Annotated in this window: 2 protein-coding genes; both read left to right on the top strand. The window is 71.8% G+C overall.

Annotated features, from left to right (window positions below; all coding sequences use genetic code 11):
* Positions 1-3,171: SDR family NAD(P)-dependent oxidoreductase (locus ACFYY7_RS23705; protein ID WP_388664199.1), on the top strand; the 3,171-nt coding region annotated here is incomplete at its 5' end.
* A 116-nt stretch (positions 3,172-3,287) separates the two neighbouring features.
* Entirely contained in the window at positions 3,288-18,956 is a 15,669-nt protein-coding gene (locus tag ACFYY7_RS23700) for a type I polyketide synthase (protein ID WP_388664197.1), read from the top strand.
* The last annotated feature ends 36 nt before the right edge of the window (positions 18,957-18,992 follow it).

The following is an 18,992-nucleotide window of genomic DNA, read 5'->3' as shown; positions in this document are numbered from 1 at the left end:
GTCTGCGCGGAGCTGGACCGGTATCTCGACCAGCCGGTCAAGGACATCGTGTTCGGTGGGTCGGAGCTGATCGACCAGACCGTCTACACCCAGGCGGGGCTGTTCGCTGTTGAGGTCGCTCTGTTCCGGCTGCTGGAGCACTGGGGAGTCACGCCCGACTACCTGCTCGGCCACTCGATCGGTGAGCTGGCCGCCGCCCACGTCGCGGGTGTCTGGTCCCTGGAGGACGCGGCAGCACTCGTTGCCGCCCGGGGCCGCCTGATGCAGGCGCTGCCGACCGGTGGCGCGATGGTTGCCGTCCAAGCGACGGAGAATCAGGTTCTGCCGTTGCTGGTCGACGGTGTCTCGATCGCCGCTCTGAACGGCCCGGACTCCGTCGTCATCTCCGGCGACGAGGACGCCGTACTCGCGATCGCGTCCGGTTTCGAGAAGACGAAGCGCCTCCGCGTCAGCCACGCCTTCCACTCGCCGCGCATGGAACCCATGCTCGCCGAGTTCAAGACGGTCGCGGAGGGCCTGACCTTCCAGGCACCGAAGTTCCCCGTAGTCTCCAACCTCACTGGGGAACTCGCCGGCGAGGAGCTGCTGAGCGCCGACTACTGGGTGGACCACGTCCGCCAGGCCGTCCGCTTCCTCGACGGGGTAAAGCAGTTGCAGACCCAGGGCGTGACCACCTACCTGGAACTCGGCCCCGGCGGCGTCCTCTCCGCCATGGGCCAGGACTGCGTCACCGACGACGAGGCCGACTTCGTACCCGCCCTGCGCAAGGACCGCGCCGAACCCGACGCCCTCACCACCGCCCTCGCCGAACTCCACGTCCGGGGCACCCGCATCGACTGGGCCGCGTATTACGCGAACACCGGCGCCCAGCGTGTCGACCTGCCCACCTACGCCTTCCAGCACAAGCACTACTGGCCCGAGGTGTCCTTCGGCAGCCCGGAAAGTCAGCAGAGCATCGGCAGCAGCACCGATGCCAATGCCGTCGATGCCGCCTTCTGGCAGGCCGTCGACCAGGCGGACCTGGCCGCGCTCACCGAGACGCTCGACCTCGGTGGCGACGACGCGCGGGTCTCCGCGCTCGGCGACGTACTGCCCCTGCTCTCCACCTGGCACCAGGAGAGCCGTGAGCGTTCGGCTGCCGACTCCTGGCGCTACAAGATCGTGTGGCGGCCGCTCACCGAGCTGACCGTGCCCACCCTCACCGGCACCTGGCTGCTCGTCGTCCCCGCTGCGGGCGCCGATGAGGAGCTGGTGCGGGCGTGTGCGGACGCGCTCACCGATCACGGAGCGGTGGTCGAGCTCCTCAGGCCCGCCGACGAGCCGGACCTCGCCGCTCGTCTTCGTACTGCGGCGGCGTCCGGGCAACCCCTCGGCGGTGTGCTTTCCCTGCTCGCCATGGACGAGCGCCCGCACACTGCGTACGAGGTGCTCCCGACGGGTCTCACGGAGGCCCATGCCCTGGTCAGGGCGATGGCCGAGGCGGAGTCGGTCGCGCCGCTGTGGTCCGTCACCCGGTCCGCCGTCGCGGTGACCGAGACCGATGGGCCCGCACGTCCCGTCCAGGCTCAGATGTGGGGCCTCGGCCGGGTCGTGGCCCTCGAACACGCCACGTTCTGGGGCGGACTCGTCGACCTGCCCGAGACGCCCGACGCGGGGGCCCTCGACCGGATGGCCTCCGTGCTGGCACAGCGCACGGCCGCCGCCGGTCCGCCGCGCGGCGGGGTCGAGGACCAGGTGGCCGTACGGGCCTCCGGGGTCTTCACCCGACGCCTGGTCCCCGCCTCCACCACAGGCGTGAAGGCGCGCCGTCAGTGGCGCCCCACCGACACCGTGATCGTCACCGGCGGCACCGGAGCCATCGGCGGGCACGTCGCCCGCTGGCTCGCGGCGAACGACGCCGAGCACATCGTCCTGACCAGCAGGAGCGGCGAACAGGCCACTGGTGCAAGGGAGTTGAAGGAGGAGCTGGAGGCCTCCGGTGGCAAGGTCACCGTTGCGGCCTGCGATGTGGCCGACCGGGATTCCGTCAAGGCGTTGCTGGACGGGCTGGCGGCGGACGGGTGCCACGTACGTACGGTCCTGCACGCCGCCGGTGTCGGCCTCCTGGCGCCGCTGACCGAATGCGGTCCGGAAGCGGCCGCCTACGTTGCGAACGGCAAGGTCTCCGGGGCCCGTCACTTCGACGAACTCCTCGACCCGGCCGGGCTCGACGCGGTGGTCTACTTCACCTCCGTCGCCGGTGTCTGGGGCGTGGGCGACCACGGAGTGTACGCCGCCGCCAACGCCTACCTCGACGCACTCGCCCAGCAGAGCCGGGCCCGCGGGATACCCGCCACGGCCGTGGCCTGGGGCCCCTGGGCCGAAGGCGGAATGGCCACGGGCGCCGACGAGAACAAGGGAGAGGGAGCGCTGACCCGGCACGGTGTGCTGGCGCTGCGGCCCGAACTCGCCATGATCGCCCTGCAGGAGGCCCTCGACCACGAGGATGCCGCGGTGGTCCTCGCGGACATGGACTGGGAGCGGTTCGCACCGGTCTTCACGATGAGCGGCGACCGCCCCCTCATCGGGGAGATCCCGCAGGTCAAGAGGGCCAACGAGCAGCAGGCAGCGGTGGTGTCCGAGGCATCGGGCTCGGTCCCCGCCCTGCGGGCGAAGCTCGCCGAGCTGCCCGAGGCCGAGCAGGACCAGCTGGTTCTGGACCTGGTACGGGAACACACCGCCGGGGTCCTGGGCCACGCGTCGGCCCAGGACATCGAGGCCCGCCGGGCCTTCCAGGACCTCGGGTTCGACTCGCTGACCGCCGTCGAACTGCGCAACCGGCTAGGCGCGGCCACCGGTCTCAAGCTTCCGGCGACCATGGTCTTCGACCACCCGACGCCGGTCGCGCTCGCGGCCCTCCTCAAGGCCGAGATCCTGCCGGCCGCCGCGGAACAGGTCCTTCCGGCGGTGGACGAACTCGACCGCCTGGAGCAGGCACTCGCCGCCCGCGACAGCGACGACATCGGCCGGGTCAGGGTCGTCATGCGGCTCGAAGCCCTGCTCTCGAAGCTCAGCCAGGACCGGCGTACGGACGAATCGGCGGCCGACCGGGACGGCGCTGTGGCGGGACTCGAATCTGCCACTAACGACGAGCTGTTCGATCTGATCGACAGGGACCTCGGGCTCTCCTGACCACACCGGACCACACCGGGCCGCGCCGGACCACACCGGACTGCTCCGGACCTCACCCTCCGACCCCGGCAGCACGCACTCATTTTTAGTTAGAACCCGACGGGAGCGACGTTTCGATGGCGGATGAAGAGAAGCTGCGGGAATACCTGACCCGTGTGGTTGCGGAGCTGCAGCAGACCCGCCAGCACCTGCGCAACGTCGAGTCCCAGGAAGCGGAGCCGATCGCGATCGTCTCCATGAGCTGCCGCTACCCGGGGGGCGTCGACACGCCCGAGGACCTGTGGGACCTCGTGTCCTCGGGCGGCGACGCCATCTCCGGCCTGCCGGCCGATCGCGGCTGGAACATCGAGGACCTGTACGACCCCGACCCCTCCGCCACGGGCAAGATCTACGCCCTCGAAGGCGGATTCCTGCACGACGCGGGCGAGTTCGACCCGGCCTTCTTCGGTATCTCGCCGCGCGAGGCCCTGGCGATGGACCCCCAGCAGCGGCTCCTGCTGGAGACCTCCTGGGAGGCGCTGGAGCGGGCCGGCATCGACCCGACGGCCGTCGGCGGCAGTGCCACCGGCGTGTTCGTCGGAGCGGCGGGCCAGGGCTACGGCGGCGACCTGAGCGGGGCCGCGGGCTCCGAGGGCTACATCCTCACCGGCACCGTCACGTCCGTGCTGTCCGGACGCATCTCGTACACCCTCGGCCTCGAAGGCCCGGCCGTCACGCTCGACACTGCGTGCTCCTCCTCCCTCGTCGCCCTGCACCTGGCCGCCCAGGCGCTGCGCAACGGCGAGTGCGCCATGGCACTGGCGGGCGGCGCCTCGATCATGCCGAGCCCCGCCGGACTCATGGAGTTCAGCCGTCAGCAGGGCCTCGCGCGCGACGGCCGCTGCAAGGCGTTCGCCGACTCCGCCGACGGCATGGGCATGGCCGAGGGTGTCGGCATGCTGCTGCTGGAGCGGCTCTCGGACGCCCGCCGCAACGGCCACGACGTCCTCGCCGTCATCCGTGGCTCCGCCATCAACCAGGACGGCGCCTCCAACGGCCTCACTGCCCCCAACGGACCGGCCCAGCAGCGCGTCATCCGTCAGGCCCTCGCCAACGCGAAGGTCTCGGCCGACCAGGTCGACGTCGTCGAGGCGCACGGCACCGGAACCTCGCTGGGCGACCCGATCGAGGCCCAGGCCCTGCTGGCCACCTATGGCCAGGAGCGGCCGACCGGACGGCCGCTGCTGCTCGGTTCGGTGAAGTCGAACATCGGTCACACGCAGGCCGCCGCCGGTGTCGCGGGCGTGATGAAGATGGTCCTGGCCATGCGGCACGGTGTGCTTCCCAAGAGCCTTCACATCGACGAGCCTTCCACGCACGTCGACTGGACCGCCGGCGCCGTCGAGCTCGTCACCGAGCACAGGGAGTGGCCCGAGACCGGCGCCCCGCGCATCGCAGGTGTCTCCTCCTTCGGAATCAGCGGTACCAACGCCCACGTGATCCTGGAGCAGGAGCCCTCTCCGGAGGCTTCGGAGGTCCCTGAGGCTTCGGATGCTGCGGGTCCGGTGGGGGTGGGGCTGTCGGCGGTTCCGTGGGTGTTGTCGGCGAAGTCGCCGCAGGCTCTGGCGGATCAGGCGGGGCGTTTGCTGGCTCGGGTTCGTGGTGATGCCGGGCTTTCGGTGGTTGATCTGGGGTATTCGTTGGCGTTGACCCGGTCTCGTTTTGAGTATCGGGCCGGTGTGGTGGCCGGTGAGCGTGGGGAGTTCGTTGCCGCGCTGGAGGCGATTGCTGCTGGTGGTCCGGCTCCTGGTGTGGTGCGGGGGGTTGCGGCGGACGCGGAGGTGCGTCCGGTGTTCGTGTTCCCGGGTCAGGGGGCTCAGTGGGCCGGTATGGCGGTGGGGCTGCTGGGGTCCTCGCCGGTGTTCGCGGCGCGGATGGCGGAGTGCGCTGCCGCGCTGGAGCCGTACGTGGAGTGGTCGCTGCTCGACGTCGTACGCGGCGCGGAGGGCGCGCCCGGTCTGGACCGGGTGGATGTGGTCCAGCCGGTGCTGTGGGCCGTGATGGTGTCGCTGGCGGAGGTGTGGCGGTCGTACGGTGTCGAGCCGGCGGCGGTGATCGGTCACTCGCAGGGTGAGATCGCGGCGGCCGCCGTCGCGGGCATCCTGTCGCTGGGTGATGCGGCGAAGGTGGTGGCGCTGCGCAGTCGGGCGATCATCGCGCTCGCGGGCCGTGGCGGCATGGTGTCGGTGGCCCAGCCCGCTGCCTGGGTGCGGGAGAAGATCGCGGCGTGGGACGGGCGGATCTCCATCGCCGCTGTCAACGGGCCTTCGTCCGTGGTGGTTTCGGGTGATCCGGAGGCTCTGGACGAGCTGGTCACCGACTGCCGGGCGAACGAGATCCGTGCCCGCAAGGTGGACGTGGACTACGCCTCCCACTCCGCCCACGTGGAAGAGATCGAGGCCGAGCTCGCGGAGCTCCTCGCGGGCATAGCACCGCAGACCGGTGGCACGACCCTCTACTCCTCCCTCACCGGGGGACTGCTCGACGGTACGGAGATGGGCGCCGGGTACTGGTACAACAACCTGCGCGAGACCGTCGAGTTCGAGCAGGCCACCCGCACCGCCCTCACCGACGGGCACACCGTCTTCATCGAGGTCAGCCCCCATCCCGTCCTCTCCCTCGGCCTCCAGGGCACCATCGGAGACGCCGACACGGACGCCGCCGTCCTCGGCACGCTCCGCCGCGACGAGGGTGGACTCGACCGGTTCCTGGCCTCGCTCACCGAGGCCCACGTCCACGGCACCACCGTCGACTGGACGGCCGTCTTCGCCGGCACCGGCGCCACCCGCACCACCCTCCCCACCTACCCCTTCCAGCGCACCCGCTACTGGCCCGAGTCCCCGGCCGTCGTGCTCGCCGAGACGGCTGCCCCGGATGATGCCGCCTTCTGGGAGGCTGTCGAGCAGGGCAACCTCGAAGCCCTCGTCGGCGCACTGGAGCCCGCCGACGCCGAGCCGCTGCGCGCAGCCCTTCCCGCGCTCGTCAGCTGGCGCCGCAGCCGCCAGGAGCGCTCGACCATCGACTCGTGGCGCTACCGCGTCACCTGGAAGCCCGTCGCCACACCTCTCGACGCCACCCTGTCGGGGCGCTGGCTGCTCGTCGTACCGGAGAACCCGGGCAACGCGGCGAACGCGGACGACGCCGCGACCGCCCTGGCCCAGACCCTCACCGCCGCCCTGACCCGGCACGGCGCCGAGGCCGTCCCCACCACCCTCGCGGAACTCGCCGACACCGAGGACCTCTCGGGCGCCGCGGGCTTCCTCTCCCTCCTTGCACTGGACACCGCGCAGCACCCGGGCCACCCGGGCGTGACCACCGGCCTGGCGGGCACGGTCGCACTCATCCGCGCCCTGGCCGACGCCGGGGCGACCGCACCGCTGTGGACCCTCACCCGGGGCGCGGTCTCCGTCGGTGCCTCCGACCGCAAGGTCGACCCCGCACAGAGCGCCGCGTGGGGCCTGGGCAGGGTCGCCGGACTCGAACTCCCCGAGGGCTGGGGCGGACTCGTCGACCTGCCCGCCGACCTGGACGACCGCGGCGCCTCCCGCCTCGCCGGCCTCATCGCGGGCGGTGACGAGGACCAACTCGCCCTCCGCGATTCCGGCGCGCACGCCTGCCGGCTGACCCGTGCCCCCCTCGGCAGCCGCCCCGGCACCCGCGACTGGACCCCGCACGGCACCGTACTGATCACGGGCGGCACCGGCGCCATCGCCTCGCACGTCGCCCGCCAACTGGCCGAGACCGGTGCCGAGCACCTCGTACTGACCAGCCGGCGCGGCCTCGACGCCCCCGGCGCGCCCGAACTGCGCGACGAACTCACCGCCCTGGGCGCCCGGGTGACCATCGCGGCCTGCGACGTCGCCAACCACGACAGCCTGCGACCCCTGATCGACGGGCTCCGTGCGGCGGGCGAGACGATCACCGCCGTCCTGCACGCCGCAGGCGTCGACCGCACCGGCGAACTCCTCACCCTCGACGCCGCCCAGCTCCACGAGGTCCTGGCCGCCAAGACCCTCGGTGCCGTCCACCTCGACGAGATCTTCGACGACGGATCGCTCGACGCCTTCGTCCTCTTCTCCTCCAACTCCGGCGTCTGGGGCAGCGGCGGCCACGCCGCCTACGCCGCCTCCAACGCCTACCTCGACGGCCTCGCCCTCAGCCGCCGCGCCCGCGGCCTGACCGCCACCTCCATCGCCTGGGGAGCCTGGGACGGCGGCGGCATGTCCGGCGGCGACGCCGGCGAGCAGCTCGCCCGCCGCGGTCTCGCCGCCATGCCCACCGGCCTCGCCATCGCGGCCCTGCGCCAGGCCGTCGAGCACGACGAAACCTGCGTGAGCATCGCCGACATGGACTGGGAGCGCTTCGCCCCCGTCTACGCCCTGTCCCGGCCGCGCCCGCTCATCGGCGACATCCCCGAGGCGGCACGCGCCCTCGCCGCGAAGGACGAGGCAGCAGACGGCACCGGCCAGGACGGCTCCGCGCTGCGCACCCAGCTCCGTGGACTCACCGCCGCCGAACAGGAGCAGCAGCTCCTCGACCTCGTACGCGGCGAGGCCGCGTCCGTACTCGGCCACCGGAGCACGGACGCCGTCCAGCCCGGCCGCGCCTTCAAGGAGCTCGGCTTCGACTCGCTGACCGCCGTCGAACTGCGCAACCGGCTCACCGAGGCCACCGGTCTCAAGCTGCCCACCACCCTCGTCTTCGACCACCCGAACGCTACCCGGGTCGCCGAGCTGCTGCGCACCGAACTCCTCGGCATCGACAGCGCCGCCCCGACCGTCGTGCGCGCGGCCTGGTCCGAGGACGACGAGCAGATCGCCATCGTCGGCATGAGCTGCCGCTTCCCCGGCGGTGTCGGCTCCCCCGAGGACCTGTGGCGGATCGTGTCCTCCGGCACCGACACCATGAGTCCCTTCCCCGCGAACCGCGGATGGGACATGGACGTCGTGTACGACCCCGACGGCCGCCCAGGCACCTCGTACATCAACGAGGGCGGATTCGTCGTCGACGCGGGCCACTTCGACCCGGGCTTCTTCGGGATCTCGCCGCGCGAGGCCCTCGCGATGGACCCGCAGCAGCGGCTGCTCCTCGAAGCCTCCTGGGAGGCCTTCGAACGGGCCGGCATCGACCCCGAAACGCTGCGCGGCAGCCTGACCGGTGTCTACGCCGGCACCAACGGCCAGGACTACGCACCGCTCCTGATGGCCTCCGCCGAGGCCGCCGACACCACCCTCACCAGCAACGCGGCCAGTGTGCTGTCCGGCCGCATCTCCTACACCCTGGGCCTGGAGGGCCCGGCGGCGACCATCGACACCGGCTGCTCCTCCTCGCTGGTGGCCCTCCACCTGGCGGCCCAGGCGCTGCGCAAGGGCGAATGCGACCTGGCGCTCGCGGGCGGCGTGACCGTCATGTCGACGCCGATGTCATTCACCGAGTTCAGCCGCCAGCAGGGCCTCGCCTCCGACGGCCGCTGCAAGTCCTTCGCGGACGCCGCCGACGGCACCGGCTGGGGCGAGGGCGTCGGCGTCCTGCTCGTCGAGCGGCTCTCTGACGCCCGCCGCAACGGCCACGAAGTCCTCGCGATCGTCCGTGGCTCGGCGATCAACCAGGACGGTGCGTCCAACGGCCTGACCGCCCCCAACGGCCCCTCCCAGCAGCGCGTCATCCGCCAGGCCCTCGCCGGCTCCGGCCTGAACGCCGCCGACATCGACGTCGTCGAGGCCCACGGCACCGGCACCCGGCTCGGCGACCCGATCGAGGCCCAGGCGCTGATCAACACGTACGGCCAGGAGCGCGCCGAGGACCAGCCGCTGTGGCTCGGCTCGGTCAAGTCGAACCTCGGCCACACGCAGGCCGCGGCGGGTGTCGCAGGCGTCATCAAGATGGTCATGGCCATGCGCCACGGTGTGCTCCCGAAGACCCTCCACGTGGACCGGCCGTCCACGAAGGTGGACTGGCAGGCGGGCGCGGTCGAGCTGCTGACCGAGCCCCGGGACTGGCCGGCCTCTGCCGAGCGACTGCGCCGTGCCGCCGTCTCGTCGTTCGGTGTGAGCGGCACCAACACCCACGTCATCCTGGAGGAGCCGCAGCCCGGACCCGAGTCGGCCGAAGCGGCGAATTCCCTTCTGCCGACGGTTCCTTGGATCCTGTCTGCCAAGTCGGAGAGCTCCCTCGCCGGCCAGGCCGAACGGCTGCTGGCGCTGGTACGGGAGAACGCCGCCCTGTCGCCGCTCGACATCGGCTACTCCCTCGCCCTGACCCGCACCGCTTTCGACCGCCGGGCGGCGGTCGTGGCCGGTGACACCGAGCACGTCCTGAGCCGGCTGGAGGCGATCGCCAACGGCACGGTGCGGGGTGTTGTGGGCGCGGCCGGTCGTTCGGCGTTCCTGTTCTCGGGGCAGGGTTCGCAGCGGTCGGGGATGGGCCGGGAGCTGTACGAGGCGTACCCGGTGTTCGCCGACGCCTTCGACGCGGTCTGCGCGGAGCTGGACCGGCATCTCGACCAGCCGGTCAAGGACATCGTGTTCGGCGGCTCGGAGCTGATCGACCAGACCGTCTACACCCAGGCGGGCCTGTTCGCGATCGAAGTCTCCCTCTTCCGGCTGCTGGAGCACTGGGGAATCACGCCCGACTACCTCCTCGGGCATTCCATCGGTGAGCTGGCCGCCGCCCACGTCGCGGGCGTCTGGTCCCTGGAGGACGCGGCAGCCCTCGTCGCCGCCCGGGGCCGCCTCATGCAGGCGCTCCCGACGGGCGGGGCGATGGTCGCCGTCCAGGCCACCGAGGCGGAAGTCCTGCCGCTGCTCACCGACGGCGTCTCCATCGCCGCCCTGAACGGCCCGGACTCCGTCGTCATCTCCGGCGACGAGGACGCCGTACTCGCCATCGCATCCGGCTTCGCGAAGACCAAGCGCCTCCGTGTCAGTCACGCCTTCCACTCGCCGCGCATGGAACCCATGCTCGCCGAGTTCAAGACGGTCGCCGAAGGCCTGACCTTCCACGCACCGAAGCTCCCCATCGTCTCCAACCTCACGGGCGAACTCGCCGGCGAGGAACTGCTGACCGCCGACTACTGGGTGGACCACGTCCGCCAGGCCGTCCGCTTCCTCGACGGCGTACGCCACCTCGAAGCCCAGGGCATCACGACCTACCTGGAACTCGGCCCCGGTGGCGTTCTCTCCGCGATGGGCCAGGACTGTGTCACCGAAGACGCCGTCTTCCTCCCCGCCCTGCGCAAGGACCGTACCGAGACGGAGGCGCTGACCACCGCCGTGGCGGAGGTGTACGCGCACGGCGCCTCCGTCGACTGGGCCGCGTACTACGCGAACACCGGCGCCCGGCGCGTCGACCTGCCCACCTATGCCTTCCAGAACGAGCACTACTGGCCCAAGAACTTCAACCGAACCGGTGACCTCACCAGTGTCGGTCTGAGCACGTCCGAGCACCCGCTGCTCGTGGGCTCGGTCGCGCTCGCGGGTGAGGACGTCTCCCTCTTCACCAGCCGGCTGTCACTGGACTCGCACCCGTGGCTCGCCGACCACGCAGTCCTGGGTTCGGTGCTGCTGCCCGGCACCGCCTTCGTCGAACTCGCGCTGCACGCGGGTGACCGGGTCGGCTGCGGAGTGCTGGAGGAACTGACCCTCCAGGCCCCGTTGGTGCTGGTCGAGCGCGGTGCCCGCATCCTGCAGATCGTCGTCGGCGCGGCCGAGGCCGACGGTCGCCGCACCGTCACCGTTCACTCGAGCGCCGTCGTCGCCGACGGCGACGACAACTGGATCCTGCACGCCTCCGGTGTCGTCGCCGAAGGCTCCGAGCGGGCCGGGGAGTCCGCAGCCGGACTCGTCGAATGGCCGCCGCGCGACGCGGAGGCCGTCTCCGTGGACGGCATGTACGAATTCCTCGGCGAGCTCGGCTACGGCTACGGTCCGGCGTTCCAGGGCCTGCGGGCCGTGTGGCGCCGTGACGGAGAGCTGTTCGCCGAGGTCGAGCTGGCGGGGGAGGCGGGGGAGCAGGCGGCCCGGTTCGGCCTGCACCCGGCGCTGCTGGATTCCGCCCTGCACGCGATCGGCCTCAGCGGCGGTCTCTCCGGCATGGAGGGGCCGGGTCTGCCGTTCGCCTGGACGGACGTCGAGCTGTTCGCCGTCGGATCGCCGGTCCTGCGCGTACGGATGACCGTGGGCGACGGCGGCAAGGTCTCGCTGGACCTCGCCGACGGCACGGGTGCGCCGGTGGGCCGGGTCGGCTCGCTGGTGCTCCGGCCGGTGTCCGCACAGCAGTTGGACGGTGCCGCGTCCGCGGAGGGCGCCGATTCCCTCTTCCGCCTCGAATGGGTCCAGACGACCGCTCCGGCCCAGGCGCCGGACGGTGCTGCCGAGCCGGCCGTTCTCGTCCTGGACGGTGCGGGCACGGACGTACGCGAGCACCTCACCCACGCACTGACCCGGTTGCAGGAGTGGCTGGCCGCGGAGCGTGACACGGATGCGCGTCTGGTCGTGGTGACCCGGGGCGCGGTGGCCGTGGGCGCCACGGACGGTGACCTCGATCGCGGGCCCGTGTGGGGTCTGGTCCGGTCGGCGCAGTCCGAGAACCCGGGGCGGATTGTCCTGGTGGACGTGGACGTGGACGTGGATATCGACGGTGATGGTGTCGATGTCGGTGGTGTGGCGGGGTTGGGTGAGCCGCAGGTTGTGGTGCGTGAGGGTCGGTTGTTCGTGCCTCGGTTGGTGCGGGCTGGTGCTGGTGGTGCTGGGGGTGGGTTGGTGGTTCCGTCGGGTGTGGCGGAGTGGTCGTTGCAGAGCACGGGCAAGGGCACGCTGGAGAATCTGGCGCTGTTGCCCGTCGAGGGGTCGGGGCTGGGGCTGGGCGAGGGTCAGGTGCGGGTGGATGTGCGGGCGGCGGGGGTCAATTTCCGTGATGTGCTGAACGCGCTGGGGATGTATCCGGGTCCTGAGGTGCCGATGGGTGCCGAGGGGGCGGGTGTGGTCGCGGAGGTCGGTCCGGGGGTGACGGATCTGCGTCCGGGTGACCGGGTGATGGGTCTGTTCTCCGGATCGTTCGGCCCGAGCGCGGTCACCGAACGCCGAATGCTCGCACCCATCCCCGACGACTGGTCCTACGCACAGGCCGCCGCCGTGCCGGCGGTGTTCCTGACCGCCTACTACGGGCTGGTCGAGTTGGCCGATGTGCGGCCGGGTGATTCGGTGCTGGTGCATGCGGCGTCCGGGGGTGTGGGGACGGCTGCGGTGCAGCTGGCCCGGCACCTGGGTGCCGAGGTGTACGGCACGGCGAGTGAGGCGAAGTGGCCGGTCCTGGCCGCGATGGGTATCCCAGCCGAGCGGATCGCCTCGTCCAGGACCCTCGACTTCGCCGAGGCCTTCGCCGCGGAGACGGGCGGGCGGGGCATGGACGTCGTGCTGAACTCCCTGGCCGGGGAGTTCGTCGACGCCTCGCTCGGTCTGCTGCCGCGCGGCGGCCGGTTCCTGGAGATGGGCAAGACCGACGTACGCCACCCCGAGCAGGTCGCCGAGACGCACCCCGGGGTCGACTACCGGTCCTTCGAGTTGCTGGATGCGGGTCCGGACCGGCTTCAGGGCATGCTGCTGGAGTTGCTGGGACTGTTCCGGGAGGGTGTGCTGAGCCTGCCTCCGGTGCGGGCGTGGGACATCCGTCAGGCCCCGGAAGCGCTGCGGTTCATGAGCCAGGCCCGGCACGTGGGCAAGGTCGTCGTGACGATGCCGCGCATCCCCGATCCCGAGGGTACGTACCTGGTCACGGGGGCCACCGGCACCCTGGGCGGCCTGGTCGCCCGCCACCTGGTCACCGCACGAGGCGTACGCAGCCTGCTCCTCCTCAGCCGCCGGGGCACCGCCGCCCCGGGCGCGGCCGAACTGGTCGCGGAGCTGGAAGCGGCCGGCGCCCGGGTCACGCTGGTGGCCTGCGACGCCGCCGACCGGGACGCACTGGCCGCCGCCCTGGCCACCGTCCCGGCCGAACACCCCCTCACCGGCATCGTCCACACCGCCGGAGTCGTGGATGACGGGGTGATCCCCGAACTCGACGCCGACCGCATCGACACGGTCCTGCGCCCCAAGGCCGACGCCGCCTGGAACCTCCACGAGCTGACCCGTCACCATCACGAACTCGCCGAGTTCGCCATGTTCTCGTCCACCGCAGGCATCTTCGGTGGTCCGGGGCAGGGCAATTACGCGGCGGCGAACGTGTTCCTCGATGTGCTGGCCCAGCACCGGCAGGCCCAGGGCCTGCCCGCCACGGCCGTGGCCTGGGGCATGTGGGAGGAGCGCAGCGGCATGACGGCGCACCTCGGCGACGCCGAGATCGCCCGCATGACCCGGGCCGGCATGCAGTCGCTGCCGAGCGCTCTCGGCCTCGCCCTGCTGGACGCGGCCACCGCAACCGGACAGGCCCTGCTGGTCGGCACCCGCCTGGACCTGACCGCCATCCGCAAGCAGGCGGACACCGAGGGCACGGGTGTGCTTCCGCTGCTGCAGGGCCTGGTCAAGGCCCCGGCCAGGAAGGCCCGGGGTGCGGCGAAGGCGGTCGAGGCGTCCTCGTTCGCCGAGCAACTCGTCGCCCTGCCCGCAGAACAGGCCGAACGCACCCTGCTCGACCTCGTCCGCAACCACGTTGCCGCCGTGCTCGGACACGCCTCCGCCGACACCATCGAAACCGGCAAGGCCTTCCGCGAACTCGGCTTCGACTCCCTGACCGCCGTAGAGATCCGCAACCGCCTCAACACCGCCACCGGCCTACGTCTCCCGTCCACTTTGGTTTTCGACTACCCGACACCCGAGGTGCTGGTCGACCATCTGCGCTCCGAACTGCTGGGGCTCGACGCGGGTGCGGCCACGGCCGGCGCTTCCGTCGCCGCGACCGCCGATGCGGACGACCCGATCGCCATCATCGGGATGAGCTGCCGGTTCCCGGGCGGGGTCCGTTCGCCGCAGGACCTGTGGCAGCTCCTCGCCGAGGGCCGCGACGCCATCGGCGGCGTACCGCTCGACCGCCAGTGGGACCTGATGGCCCCGCCCGTCTCCGACGACGAGCGGGCCGCGGCCCCCGTCCTCCAGGGCGGATTCGTCCAGGACGCCGGGGACTTCGATCCGGCCTTCTTCGGAATCTCGCCACGCGAGGCCATCGCCATGGACCCCCAGCAGCGGCTGCTGCTGGAAACCTCCTGGGAGACCTTCGAGAACGCGGGCATCAACCCGCGCAGCCTCAAGGGCACGCCCGCCGGAGTGTTCGTCGGCGTCAACACGCAGGACTACGTCACCCTGCTGGCCAAGGTCCCTGCGGGCGGCGAGGGCTACGTCGCGAGCGGCACCTCCGGCAGCGTCGCCTCCGGCCGTATCTCGTACACGTTCGGCCTCGAAGGCCCGGCCGTCACCGTCGACACCGCGTGCTCGTCCTCGCTGGTCGCCCTGCATCTGGCCGCCCACGCCCTGCGCAACGGCGAGTGCACGATGGCCCTGGCCGGTGGCGTCAACATCATGGCCACCCCCGGAACGTTCGCCGACTTCGACAAGCAGCAGGGTCTGGCGCCCGACGGCCGGTGCAAGGCCTTCGCGGACGCCGCCGACGGCACCGGCTGGGGAGAGGGAGCGGGCGTTCTGCTTCTGGAGCGGTTGTCGGAGGCGCGGCGTCTGGGGCATGAGGTGCTGGCCGTGGTGCGTGGTTCGGCGGTCAATCAGGACGGTGCGTCGAACGGTCTGACGGCTCCGAACGGTCCGTCGCAGCAGCGGGTGATCCGCCAGGCCCTGGCCAACGCGGGTCTGACCACCGCCGATGTCGACGTGGTCGAGGCGCACGGCACGGGCACGAAGCTCGGCGACCCGATCGAGGCCCAGGCCCTGCTGGCCACCTACGGCCGCGAACGTCCCCAGGACCAGCCCCTCCTCCTTGGCTCCATCAAGTCCAACATCGGCCACACCCAGGCCGCCGCCGGCGTCGCCGGCGTGATGAAGATGGTCCTGGCCATGCGCAACGGCCTCCTCCCACAGACCCTCCACATCGACACCCCCTCCACCCACGTCGACTGGACCGACGGCGACATCCAGCTCCTCACGGAGCACACACCGTGGCCCGAGACCGGCGCCCCGCACCGCGCGGGTGTCTCCTCCTTCGGGCTCAGCGGCACCAACGCCCACGTGATCATCGAGCAGGCCCCCGAGACCCCGGAGGCGAAGCAGCAGCCGAAGCCCGCCCCCTCCCGGGTCGCGGTGCCGTGGGTCCTGTCGGGCAAGTCGGAGACCGCGCTGCGCGCCCAGGCCGGGAAACTCCTTGACCGCATGCGCCAGGACACAAACACCTCCCTCACCGACATCGGCTACTCACTCGCCCTCACCCGAACCCACTTCGACCACCGCGCAGCCATCACAGCCACCCACCGGGACGACTACCTCACCGCCCTCGAAGCCCTCACCCACAACCACCCCACCACCAACACCACCACCGCCGAAACCCAGACCTCACCCCGCCCCGTATTCGTCTTCCCGGGGCAGGGAGCTCAGTGGGCCGGCATGGCCGTGGAACTCCTCGACACCTCACCCGCATTCGCAGCACGCATGGCCGAATGCGCCGCCGCGCTGCAGCCGTACGTGGAGTGGTCGCTGCTCGACGTCGTACGCGGCGCCGACGGCGCGCCCGGCCTCGACCGCGTCGACGTCGTCCAGCCCGTCCTCTGGGCCGTCATGGTCTCCCTCGCCGAACTATGGCGCTCCTACGGCGTCGAACCCGCAGCCGTCATCGGCCACTCCCAGGGCGAAATCGCCGCAGCCGCCGTCGCAGGCATCCTGTCGCTGAGCGACGCGGCCAGGGTGGTGGCGCTGCGCAGCCAGGCCATCACCGCCCTCGCCGGCCGCGGCGGCATGGTCTCCCTCGCCCAGCCCGCAACCTGGGTACGGGAGAAGATCACGGCCTGGGACGGCCGGATCTCCATCGCCGCCGTCAACGGACCCTCCTCCGTCGTCGTCTCCGGCGACCCCGAGGCCCTGGACGAGCTGGTCACCGACTGCCAGACCAACGAGATCCGCGCCCGCAAGGTGGACGTGGACTACGCCTCCCACTCCGCCCACGTCGAAGAGATCGAACCCGAGCTCGCGAAGCTCCTCGCAGGCATCGCACCGCAGACCGGCGGCACAACCCTCTACTCCTCCCTCACCGGCACCCTCCTCGACGGCACGGAAATGGGCGCCGGCTACTGGTACAACAACCTCCGCGAAACCGTCGAGTTCGAACAGGCCACCCGCACCGCCCTCACCGACGGCCACACCGTCTTCATCGAGGTCAGCCCCCACCCCGTCCTCTCCCTCGGCCTCCAGGGCACCACCGAGAACACCGGCACCGACGCCGCCGTCCTCGCCACCCTCCGCCGCGACGAAGGCGGACTCGACCGCTTCCTCACCTCCCTCGCCGAAGCCCACGTCCACGGCACCACCATCAACTGGACAACCGTCTTCGCCGACACCGACGCCACCCGCACCACCCTCCCCACCTACGCCTTCCAACGCACCCGCTACTGGCCCGAGCTGTCCGCCGAATCGGTCGGGTCGGGCACGGCCGCCATCGACGCCCGTTTCTGGGAGGCGGTCGAGCACGAGGACCTGGATGCGCTGTCGCAGGCGCTGGGTGGTGCCGACGCCGAGCCGTTGCGGGCGGCCCTGCCGACCCTGTTCAGCTGGCGGCGGCAGCAGCGTGAGCAGTCCGCGCTGGACAACTGGACCTACCGCACCACCTGGAAGCCGGCCGAGTCCGGCGGCTCCACTCCGCTGCTTCCGGGGCGCTGGCTGCTGGCCGTGCCGGAGAGCTTCTCCGTCGACGACAAGCTCGTCGACGCCCTTGCGACCGCGCTTGCCGAGCACGGTGCCGACGTCAGCCGGGTCGCGGTGGCCGAGCGTTCGGCACTCGCCGCCACCCTCGCCGGTCTGGAACTCGAGGGACCCGAGGGAATCGACGGAGTCGTCTCGCTGCTGGCGCTCGCGGAGACCGACGAGGCCGCTGCGGCCACGGAGCCGTTGGGTCTGCTGGGTACGGTCGTGCTCCTCCAGGCCCTGGGCGACGCGGGTGTCCAGGCGCCCCTGTGGTGCCTGACCCGGGGTGCCGTCTCGGTCGGTGCGGCCGATCGGCTCGTCAGCCCGGCGCAGGCGGCCGTCTGGGGCCTGGGCCGGGTCGCCGGGCTCGAACTGCCGCAGCGCTGGGGCGGTCTCGTCGACCTCCCGGCCGAGCTCGACGAGCGGGTCACGGCCCGCCTGTGCGGGATCCTGGCCGCGGGCGACAAGGCGGAGGACCAGCTCGCACTGCGCGAGCAGGGTGTGTTCGTACGACGACTTGTCCGCACCCGCCTGCAGACTGCCACCACCACTGCCACCGGCTCCGGCGGCTGGCAGCCCACCGGGACCGTGCTCGTCACCGGCGGCACCGGCGCCCTCGGCGGGCACGTCGCCCGCTGGCTGGCCGGTAACGGTGCCGAGCACCTCGTGCTGACCAGCCGGCGCGGTCTTGATGCTCCCGGCGCGGCCGAACTCCGCGACGAACTCACCGCCACCGGCGTACGGGTCACCATCGCGGCCTGTGATGTCGCCGACCGGGAAGCCCTGCGTGGCCTGTTCGACGGTCTCGACGTCGCCGGTACGCCCGTGACGGCGGTGCTGCACGCCGCCGATGCCACGGCCGACGGCCTCATTGACGGCCTGACCCCGGACGGGGTCGCGGAAGCGCTGAGGGCAAAGGTGACCGGCGCCGTTCACCTGCACGAGCTCACCGAGGACCGTGACCTGGACGCGTTCGTCCTGTTCTCCGCGTTCGCCGGCACCGTCGGCGGCATCGGCCAGGGCGGTTACGCCGCGGCCAACGCCCACCTCGACGCCCTGGCGGTCCACCGCCGGGCACTGGGCCTGGCGGGCACGTCGATCGCGTGGGGCCCCTGGGCCGAGGGCGGCACGGCGCACGGCGACCCCGGGTTCGCCGACCGCATGCGCGGTCGCGGGCTGCCGGTGCTGCCGACCGAGGCGGCCCTGACCGCACTCGGCCGCGTCGCGGCCGGCGCCGGGGCCCGCGACACGGCGGCCGTGCTGGTCGCGGACGTGGACTGGACCTCCTTCCTGAACGCTTTCCTCGCCGCCCGCCCGGCGGCCTGGCTGGGGGACATCCCGGAGGTACGGAAGTACGCCACGGAGTCCGCCGCCGGAGAGACGGAGGGCGGTTCCGCCGCCTTCACGGCCTCGCTCGCCGGGCTGTCGGACGCGGAGGCGGCACGGAAGCTGCTGGAACTGGTACGGACCGAGGCGGCCGTGGTGCTGGGCTACGAAACGGCGGAGCCGATCGGCGCCAAACGGCCGTTCCGGGACCTCGGATTCGAGTCGCTCACCGCCGTCAACCTGCGGAACCAGCTGAGCGCGAGGACGGGTCTAAGACTGCCCGTCACCCTGGTTTTCGACCACCCGACGCCCACCGCGCTGGCGGAATTCCTGCGCGGCGAGCTGGGGGGCGCGCAGGAGACGCCGGAAACGGCGGTGCTGTCGGAGCTGGACCGGCTGGAGTCGGGCCTGTCCGTTCTCGACGGCGACGAGGGAGCCCGCCAGCGGGTCACCTCGCGCCTGCGGGCCCTGGTGGCCCGGCTGGACGGGGCGCAGGCACCCGTCGAGGGGGGCGACAGCGTGGTGGACCAGCTGGATGCGGCGAGTGCCGAAGAAGTACTGGCCTTTATCGACAACGAGTTCGGAGAGGTCTGAAAAGCGTGTTCGTCGAGTGTGCGGAATTCTTGGAGG

Origin of the sequence: Streptomyces sp. NPDC001933, assembly GCF_042890955.1 — a bacterium.
In the GTDB taxonomy this organism is placed as follows: Bacteria; Actinomycetota; Actinomycetes; order Streptomycetales; family Streptomycetaceae; genus Streptomyces.
Note: the sequence above shows the minus strand (reverse complement) of the source record. Positions and strands in the feature narration are given on the sequence as shown.